The following is a 7,512-nucleotide window of genomic DNA, read 5'->3' as shown; positions in this document are numbered from 1 at the left end:
TATTCTTACATGGATGTAAGTCATTAGAATAACGCAGGAGTAGTTATCGAGCCCACTAGGTTACAAACCTCGCGCCGCGATTAAATCGCCCCTAGGTTGAACAAATTTCAATCCGTAAAGTTCAACACGCCCTAACCTAAATAGCGCTTGGCTTTGTTTTCTTTTACGTTTTGTAAGTCTACCAGCACTAACCCATCAATACAGTTGTTAAAGTCGGGGTCGATACTAAAGCTTAAAAACTTTACGCCACCAGGCTGACACAGTTCGGTATATTGTTTAAATAGGGTGGGAACGTGTGCACCCATATTGGCCAGTACGTGTTTTAATTCTACAAAGTCTTCTTTTATATCATTGCCATTAAAAACAGTTTTACACTGAGTAAGTTGTTGTTCGCTTAATTTAAACTCGTTATTAGGGATGGCGAGGTGCTGCTCTGATTTATAATAATGTTGATAGTAATACACGAGCATGGCTTTTGCTTGTTCAGGCAAGGCGTTAGAGACGCTAACTGCGCCAAATAAGTAACGATATTGCGGGTAGTTTTTAATAAATGCACCAATACCATACCACAAGTAGTCTAAGCTTTTTCGCCCCCAATACTTAGGTTGCACAAAACTGCGACCAAGCTCTATACCTTGCTCTAAATACGGTTTCATTGCTTGTGTGTAACTAAATAAACTATCGGTGTATAAGCCTTCTCGACCATGTTTATTTATTATTTCCTTTGCACAAGCAAGGCGATACGCCCCCACTAATTCTAATTGCGTAGGATCCCATAGCACTAAGTGTTGATAATCCATATCATATTTGTCGATGTCGCGGCGTTTCCCGCTGCCTTCACCTACCGCTCTAAAGGCAATTTCTCTCAGTCGCCCAAGCTCTCTAAACACCGCTGAGCTCCCAGTATACTGGTATAAATGAATATGCATGCCATCTTGTGTTTTACCTAATATCTGACAACTTTCTATGGCTTTTTTTAGCTCTTTGCGGCACTCGGGTATTGCAATAGGGGTTTGGGTTTTAAGAGGGAGGGGCTTTTTAGTGGTAAGGCGATAAAGTTGCTTGCGAATGAGGTTAACGATTTCTTTATCTTTTAAATTTTCGATTAAATATGATTCAGGCGGAATGGAAGCGCCAATTTCAAACTCTAATGACTTTTGTCGCTGCTTAAACATTTCTTTTACTAATAATAAGCTCGCAAGTGGTTTGTAAATCATTGAGGTGCCATAAAAAAGCGGGCTGTTTTTAGCTTTTATATAAATAGGTAAAATAGGGCTGTTTGCTTTTTTAGCCATGCGTAAAAAGCCACTGTTCCACTTGCAATCTTTAATTCCGGTAGGGCTTAATCGAGAGACTTCGCCGGCAGGAAAAATTAACAAAGCACCTTCATCTTTTAAGTGTTTTTGTATATTACTTAGTTCTTGTTTTTTACTGGTTCCCGATAAATTATCTACTGGCAACAGCAATGAATGCATAGGGGTGACCGACATTAGCATGCGATTGGCAACCACTTTTAAGTCTTGCCTAACGCTTGATAGTACCTTTATCAGTGCAAGTGCGTCGAGCGAGCCTATGGGGTGGTTAGCCACAATAACTAACTTACCTTCGCTGGGTATATTTTCAATTTGCTTTGGTTTGTAGCGGGTATCAAAGTCAAGTTCATCAAGTACTTGTTCAACAAATTCTAGCCCTTGTAGATGAGGGTAAGCATCGCCAAAGGCAACAAACTCTTGTTCATGTAATAAGTAGCCAAGCCCTTTTTTAACTAAACCTTTTACTTTAGGGGAGTTCTCTAACTGTGGTAAGTTTGCTGCTATTACTTTATCAACGCTTATCATATTAACCTCATTTACAATTTGGCCTATTCGCCATCCTGTTTAGAGTAAAAAAAGGGTGTGACATTTACTTTGCAGTAGTGTGACTTTTTAAAGAGTAAATAACCAAGAGTACATTTACTCAGTGAAAAACATAAAATTATTTAAGCTTATTAGGAGTTTACATGTCAGTTTTAGTTGCCATTACAGGGCGTGATAATACAAAGTTAATCGCAAGGCTAACTGAGTTGCTACCAAATGAGACCATTGAGGAATGGCCATCATGTAAAAACCCCAGTAATGTAGAGTTTGTACTCGCCTGGAATGCCCCAAATGACTTGTGGCAACAATTGCCAAATTTAAGAGCCGTTTCTTCATTTGGTGCCGGTGTGGATAGTATTAACCTGTCGCTATTGCATGAGCATATAGATGTGGTGCGTATTGTAGATAAACAACTAGCTGATGATATGGCAGAGTATGTACTAACTCATGTGTTAGCTCAAAAGCTACGCTTACAAGAGTACTTTGTTAAGCAATCGCAAGGTAACTGGAAACCCAAACGTGGTTACAAATATAAGCATGTCGGTATTTTGGGGTTTGGTGAACTCGCAAAAGCATGCGCAGATAAGCTACTTATTAATGGCTTTACGCTAAGCGCATGGTCAAAAACGGCTAAAGAAAGTCAGCATGTTAAGCTATACACTGGAACAGGGCTTGATGAAATGTTACCTCAAATAGATTTTTTAGTGTGTTTATTGCCACTAACTGACGAGACGAAAGGCATCATAAATACACAATTATTAGCAAAGCTTCCCAAACACGCCTGCGTAATAAATGTAGCAAGAGGGCAGCATATTATTGAGTCGGATTTATTATCAGCTTTAGATTCAGATAATCTAAGATCAGCAACCCTAGACGTGTTCACTGAGGAGCCGTTACCGAGTTCACACCCATTTTGGCAGCACACTAAAGTGACTATTACCCCGCATTGTGCAGCAATATCAGATTTAAATAGTGTGGCAGTACAAATAGCAGAGAATGTTGATCGCTTAAATAGGGGGCTTGAGTTAAACAATCGAGTTAATAGAACAAAAGGTTATTAATAGATAACAAATTGGTTTAGAAAACACCTTGTTAACATTTGTAATTTTAATTAATGTAGAATTTAAACACCAAAATAAAAATAATAAGAGTGACGTATGAAATCAAGTCAAGGCGGAGTAAAACTAAGTTTAGTGGTGGTTTCTATTATTGTGTTGGGCGTTTCTGCTTGGTTAAACCAAGCGAGTGCCGATCAATTACCTCAAAGTGGTAACGCACAGTCAACGCAAAGTGAGTAGTTACACTCTTCAGTATGCTCTAAAAAGGGAACTCTTTTTATTCATTCATGGCTAAGCCTGAATGTTCAAGAGTATCCCTCCTTTCATATAACCTTACAATTGCTTTAGCTTGCTTTAATTATCTAGCAACAAGCTAGTTAATAGCGCTTAGCATGGATCTCTCGGTTTTCGTGTTTTTTCTCATCACTTTTTTTAAGTAATACGTAGGTTGCACCACTGCCACCGTGATGTTTGAGGGCGGTATGATAAGCTAAAACTGCGGGTAGCGTCTGTAGCCACTTATTAACATAGCTTTTAAGTATACCGGGCTTCGCTTTATTTTTTATGCCAATACCATGGCGCACTAATACAACACGAATGTTTCGTTGATGGCAATCAGTAATAAAGTTAAATAATGTTGTACGGGCATTTTTAAGTAGCTGGCCATGTAAGTCTAATGTGGCATCAACTTGGTACTTTGCTAAGCGTAAGTTTTTAAAAACAGCGCTTTGTACACCGTCTTTTTTAAAGCTTAATAATGCATGTGGGTCTAATAGTTCTACATGCTCAGTTTGTAAGTAATTTTCATCGTTCGCGAGGCTAAGTTCAGCAGCTTTGCGTTTCTCTTGTTGTGCAAGGGTGACACTGGGATTACTTGCAAGAGGAGTTACAGTATCGTGGTTTATAGGTGTTACATCTTCCATAGAAGATAAAAATAAATCAAAATCAGATAAAGACATAGTAAGACCTAAATGAGGATTAATACGCGGTAAATATTATCTTAGTTCAATCTGTTCCCCAAGCCTTTTAATTTTTTAAATAAAAAAGCCCAGCAAGGCTGGGCTATAAAATATTCTAAGGGGAAATGTTAATTTTGCGTTACATTAAACTGCCCAAACGTATACACTTTGAACAAATAAAACGTATTGATCAACACTAAACTCATATTCGAAATAACACTCGACGACATCAAATCCAAGCTAAAAGTCAAAAATAACAGTCCACACGCACTAATGGCTGCAACGCGCAGTATTGTTATATTATTAATAAAGAATGCACCTAGTCCTAGTGCAAGTAATACAGTGTTTAAAAGCCAATCTAGCTCGTTTAGCATGGTCGTTTCAATAGTTCAGTTGTTGAAAAAAGGAGCGCCATTATGGTGATCTTTTGCACACCTTTCAACCAAGTAATTTTAAATTTTCAGATTAGTTTTTTTAATGCTAAATGTAGCTAGTCAATGCAGCAAAAAAGCCATTATTTTTTATTAGTTGGTACTTTTGACAGCTTTGCGGCACCTTCATATCTGCGCATAAATAAAGGGCATTGCGCTTCTCGTCTAGTTGCGGGTGCAAGTTTGAGTCAAGCAGTGTACGGCCATAACCAAAAACGCCAGGCCAATAAATACTTTCGCTTACTAATCCTAATTTTTTATAGGTGAGCAAAGTTGGTTTTGGAAAAATAATAGCTATAGCAAAAATGATAGCCAACGCAATAAGTAACCCTTTTTTAGACTTTATTGGCTGCTCTGCTGGGGGAGCTATTGGGTTAGCTGAAGATTGCGGTGCTGTTTGCGGCCTATTGCGAGGCTTTTTTACAGGGGGGTTTCTTTTTTGTGGTGTTTTACCAAGCAATGATTGTTTTTTTGTATTGTTTGACATAAAGCAAATCTGGCCTTTTGAGCTTAGGTCTCTATAATAAAATGATTAAATATCTAGTTATATAATAACTTATACAATGCTTTTAGCCTACGAGGAAGATACATGGATACGCAGCTATCAATTTTAATAGTGGATGATGTTAGCACAGTGCGTAGTTTTTTGAGCCAAACGCTCATGCACTTAGGAATAGAAAACGTTAAAGAGGCTTCAACGGCTAAACAGTGTATTAGCGAATGCCAGGCTGCTAATTACAATATGATTTTTTTAGATATAGAACTGCCTGATGGTGATGGTAAAGAGTTAATCGCGCAAATTAATAATATTAACCCTGAGACTAATGTGGTGATGGTGTCGGCCCATTCAGCAGTAGAAAACGTGAAGGAAGCCATTGATAAAGGTGCTAAAGGGTTTGTAGTAAAGCCATTTACACCTAAAAAAATAGCAGCCATGTTGAAAAAGTTTTATCCCGATCTAGAAAGCGTTTAGTCATTTTTTAAGTACTAAACTGTAGACATAAAAAAACCGGCCTAAGCCGGTTTTTTAATCATAAAACAAATTATAGCGCTTTAATTTTAGCTGCTAAACGGCTCTTATGACGAGCTGCTTTGTTTTTATGAATTAGACCCTTAGTTGCGTAACGGTCTAGGATAGGTGTAGCAACAGAGAAAGCTTGCTGTGCAGCTTCTTTATCGCCAGCTTCAATAGCAGCGGTTACTTTTTTGAAGTAAGTACGCATCATTGAACGACGGCTTGCGTTGTGCTGACGGTTTTTTTCGCTAGTGATAGCGCGTTTTTTTGCAGACTTGATGTTAGCCAAGGTTTGCTCCTAACAATCTTAAATAAAGCTTAAATTAAAGGCCGTGGAATATGCCTGTTTTTATCATGAATGTCAATGTAAATTTAACAATTCAAGAAAAACTGCTCCTTATAACGAACATCAATTTGCCGCTTCAGCAGTTAATATCGCTATTGTAACAAAGCACAGACGCCCAGCCTAGTGCTTTAAAGCGATTTATAAAAAAGACTGTGGCATAATTGCCTCAATTAAAGGTTTTTAAGTAGGTTTAAGGTGTCAAAAGGATTATTTCGCTCCGGTATGATTGTAAGTGCTATGACAATGATATCGCGTATTTTAGGGTTAGTACGAGATGCCGTTGTTGCAAACTTATTAGGTGCAAGTGCTGCTGCCGATGTTTTTTTATTTGCTAACCGTATTCCCAATTTTTTACGACGTCTATTTGCAGAGGGGGCTTTTGCTCAGGCTTTTGTGCCTGTACTTAGCGAAATTAAAGAACACCATGGTGATGATAAAGTTAAGTTATTTGTAGCACAAGCGGCTGGTACGCTGGGCACTATTTTACTGTGCGTAACTATTTTTGGCGTTGTTGCCTCACCTGTTATTGCCGCGTTGTTTGGAACCGGCTGGTTTATTGATTGGTGGCAAGGAGGACCCAATGCAGAAAAATTTGTGCTGGCAAGCTCATTACTAAAATTAACCTTTCCGTATTTGCTATTTGTAAGTTTAGTGGCACTTAGCGGTGCAGTAATGAATGTATATAATCGCTTTGCAGTGGCTGCTTTTACGCCCGTATTACTTAATGTTTCTATTATTACCTGCGCTATTTTATTGCACGACAAATTTAGCGTTGGGGCATATGCGTTAGCCGTTGGTGTATTTGTGGGTGGGGTGGTGCAATTGTTGTTTCAGTTACCATTTTTATACCGCGCAAAAATGTTGGCGCGCCCGCGCTGGGCTTGGCAAGATGAAAACGTTAAAAAAGTGCGTAAGCTTATGTTGCCGGCCTTATTTGGTGTGTCGATAAGCCAAATTAATCTTCTGCTCGATACTATGATTGCCTCGTTATTAATGACGGGGTCTATCGCATGGCTTTATTACTCGGATAGATTAATTGAGTTTCCACTTGGTTTATTTGGTATTGGTATTGCCACTGTTATTTTACCTGCACTTTCTAAATTACATAGCAGTAAAAAACGCAGCGATTTTCAGCATACGCTGGATTGGGGAGTGCGTTTTGTCATCTTTTTAGGCATACCCGCTATGGTCGGGTTAATGATTATAAGCCCGCTTATTATTACTGTGCTGTTTGATCATGGCGCATTTAAGGAGGCGGATGTTGATCATGTCAAAGCGGTAAGTTTAGGGGTGGTCGCCTACTCGGTAGGGTTAGTTAGCTTTATGCTTATTAAAGTCTTAGCGCCGGGTTTTTACTCGCGCCAGGATACTAAAACGCCTGTGCGCATTGGAATTATTACGTTGGTACTTAATATGGTATTCAATATAATGTTAGCCCCATTTATTGGGTATTTGGGGCTTGCTTTAGCAACGTCTATGTCGGCCAGCTGCAATGCCTTTTTACTTTACAGGCAACTTAAAAAAGAAAACGTGTATCAGTTTTCTGCTATGAGCCTACGCTTTACCATAAAATGTATAGTGGCAAGCTTAGCCATGGGCGCGCTAACTTGGTATGTCAGTAGCCGTTATTATTGGGCTACATGGCACTTTCATGAGCAAATAATGTTGTTAATTGTACTGTTGGTGGTTGCTGCAATAAGTTACTTTGCAGTGCTGTTTTTACTTGGCGTAAGACTAAATACGATAAAAAGTGTAGCAACTACTGAATCAAACTAAAAAAAAGATTATAATCGGCAGCCCTGTGGTTTTGAACAATTTTAAACTCGTTAATAATACTCGCTGAAAAA

General features: G+C 38.7%; 9 protein-coding genes. 4 read left to right on the top strand and 5 right to left on the bottom strand.

Features of this window, described 5'->3' with window-relative positions; all coding sequences use genetic code 11:
• Positions 1-131 precede the first annotated feature (131 nt).
• Positions 132-1,838: a bifunctional ornithine lipid synthase OlsF gene (olsF, locus tag CWC17_RS07550; protein WP_138612500.1), complete on the bottom strand. Its 1,707-nt coding sequence runs from the start codon at positions 1,836-1,838 to the stop codon at positions 132-134.
• A gap of 161 nt (positions 1,839-1,999) precedes the next feature.
• Here olsF and CWC17_RS07545 point away from each other — a divergent pair, with 161 nt between their 5' ends.
• Together CWC17_RS07545 and CWC17_RS19345 are read left to right on the top strand one after the other, a co-directional pair.
• On the top strand, positions 2,000-2,917 hold the full coding sequence (locus CWC17_RS07545; RefSeq protein WP_138540854.1) for a 2-hydroxyacid dehydrogenase: 918 nt from the start codon (positions 2,000-2,002) through the stop codon (positions 2,915-2,917).
• A 96-nt stretch (positions 2,918-3,013) separates the two neighbouring features.
• The gene (locus CWC17_RS19345; protein ID WP_162838342.1) at positions 3,014-3,154 is read left to right on the top strand and encodes a hypothetical protein; all 141 of its coding nucleotides are present in this window, start codon (positions 3,014-3,016) and stop codon (positions 3,152-3,154) included.
• A 137-nt stretch (positions 3,155-3,291) separates the two neighbouring features.
• On the opposite strand, the gene smrA is transcribed toward CWC17_RS19345, so the two are convergent.
• The 3 genes from smrA to CWC17_RS07530 form a co-directional block, all read right to left on the bottom strand.
• Positions 3,292-3,873: a DNA endonuclease SmrA gene (gene smrA / locus CWC17_RS07540; protein ID WP_138540855.1), complete on the bottom strand. Its 582-nt coding sequence runs from the start codon at positions 3,871-3,873 to the stop codon at positions 3,292-3,294.
• A gap of 128 nt (positions 3,874-4,001) precedes the next feature.
• Positions 4,002-4,247, bottom strand: coding sequence for a hypothetical protein (locus tag CWC17_RS07535; protein ID WP_138540856.1), 246 nt, complete (start codon positions 4,245-4,247; stop codon positions 4,002-4,004).
• A gap of 106 nt (positions 4,248-4,353) precedes the next feature.
• On the bottom strand, positions 4,354-4,791 hold the full coding sequence (locus CWC17_RS07530; protein ID WP_138612499.1) for a hypothetical protein: 438 nt from the start codon (positions 4,789-4,791) through the stop codon (positions 4,354-4,356).
• Between the two features lie 102 nt (positions 4,792-4,893).
• On the opposite strand from CWC17_RS07530, the gene CWC17_RS07525 reads away from it, so the two are divergent.
• Positions 4,894-5,277, top strand: coding sequence for a response regulator (locus CWC17_RS07525; protein ID WP_055015832.1), 384 nt, complete (start codon positions 4,894-4,896; stop codon positions 5,275-5,277).
• Positions 5,278-5,347: 70 nt separating this feature from the next.
• Here the strand turns inward: CWC17_RS07525 and rpsT are convergent, their stop codons facing one another.
• The gene (gene rpsT / locus CWC17_RS07520) at positions 5,348-5,608 is read right to left on the bottom strand and encodes a 30S ribosomal protein S20 (protein WP_004588355.1); all 261 of its coding nucleotides are present in this window, start codon (positions 5,606-5,608) and stop codon (positions 5,348-5,350) included.
• Positions 5,609-5,902: 294 nt separating this feature from the next.
• On the opposite strand from rpsT, the gene murJ reads away from it, so the two are divergent.
• On the top strand, positions 5,903-7,441 hold the full coding sequence (murJ, locus tag CWC17_RS07515; protein ID WP_055015841.1) for a murein biosynthesis integral membrane protein MurJ: 1,539 nt from the start codon (positions 5,903-5,905) through the stop codon (positions 7,439-7,441).
• The last annotated feature ends 71 nt before the right edge of the window (positions 7,442-7,512 follow it).

Source organism: Pseudoalteromonas sp. S3785, from assembly GCF_005887365.1.
Taxonomy (GTDB): Bacteria; Pseudomonadota; Gammaproteobacteria; order Enterobacterales; family Alteromonadaceae; genus Pseudoalteromonas.
The sequence above is the reverse complement of the archived record's forward strand: the minus strand, read 5'-3'. Positions and strand labels throughout refer to the sequence as shown.

What these genes read in the sequence shown, in the direction of transcription:
- CWC17_RS19345 (WP_162838342.1), top strand. Translation starts at nt 3,014, where the DNA reads ATGAAATCAAGTCAAGGCGGAGTAAAACTAAGTTTAGTGGTGGTTTCT.
- murJ (WP_055015841.1), top strand. Translation starts at nt 5,903, where the DNA reads ATGACAATGATATCGCGTATTTTAGGGTTAGTACGAGATGCCGTTGTT.
- olsF (WP_138612500.1), bottom strand. Translation starts at nt 1,838, where the DNA reads ATGATAAGCGTTGATAAAGTAATAGCAGCAAACTTACCACAGTTAGAG.
- CWC17_RS07530 (WP_138612499.1), bottom strand. Translation starts at nt 4,791, where the DNA reads ATGTCAAACAATACAAAAAAACAATCATTGCTTGGTAAAACACCACAA.
- smrA (WP_138540855.1), bottom strand. Translation starts at nt 3,873, where the DNA reads ATGTCTTTATCTGATTTTGATTTATTTTTATCTTCTATGGAAGATGTA.
- CWC17_RS07545 (WP_138540854.1), top strand. Translation starts at nt 2,000, where the DNA reads ATGTCAGTTTTAGTTGCCATTACAGGGCGTGATAATACAAAGTTAATC.
- CWC17_RS07525 (WP_055015832.1), top strand. Translation starts at nt 4,894, where the DNA reads ATGGATACGCAGCTATCAATTTTAATAGTGGATGATGTTAGCACAGTG.
- CWC17_RS07535 (WP_138540856.1), bottom strand. Translation starts at nt 4,247, where the DNA reads ATGCTAAACGAGCTAGATTGGCTTTTAAACACTGTATTACTTGCACTA.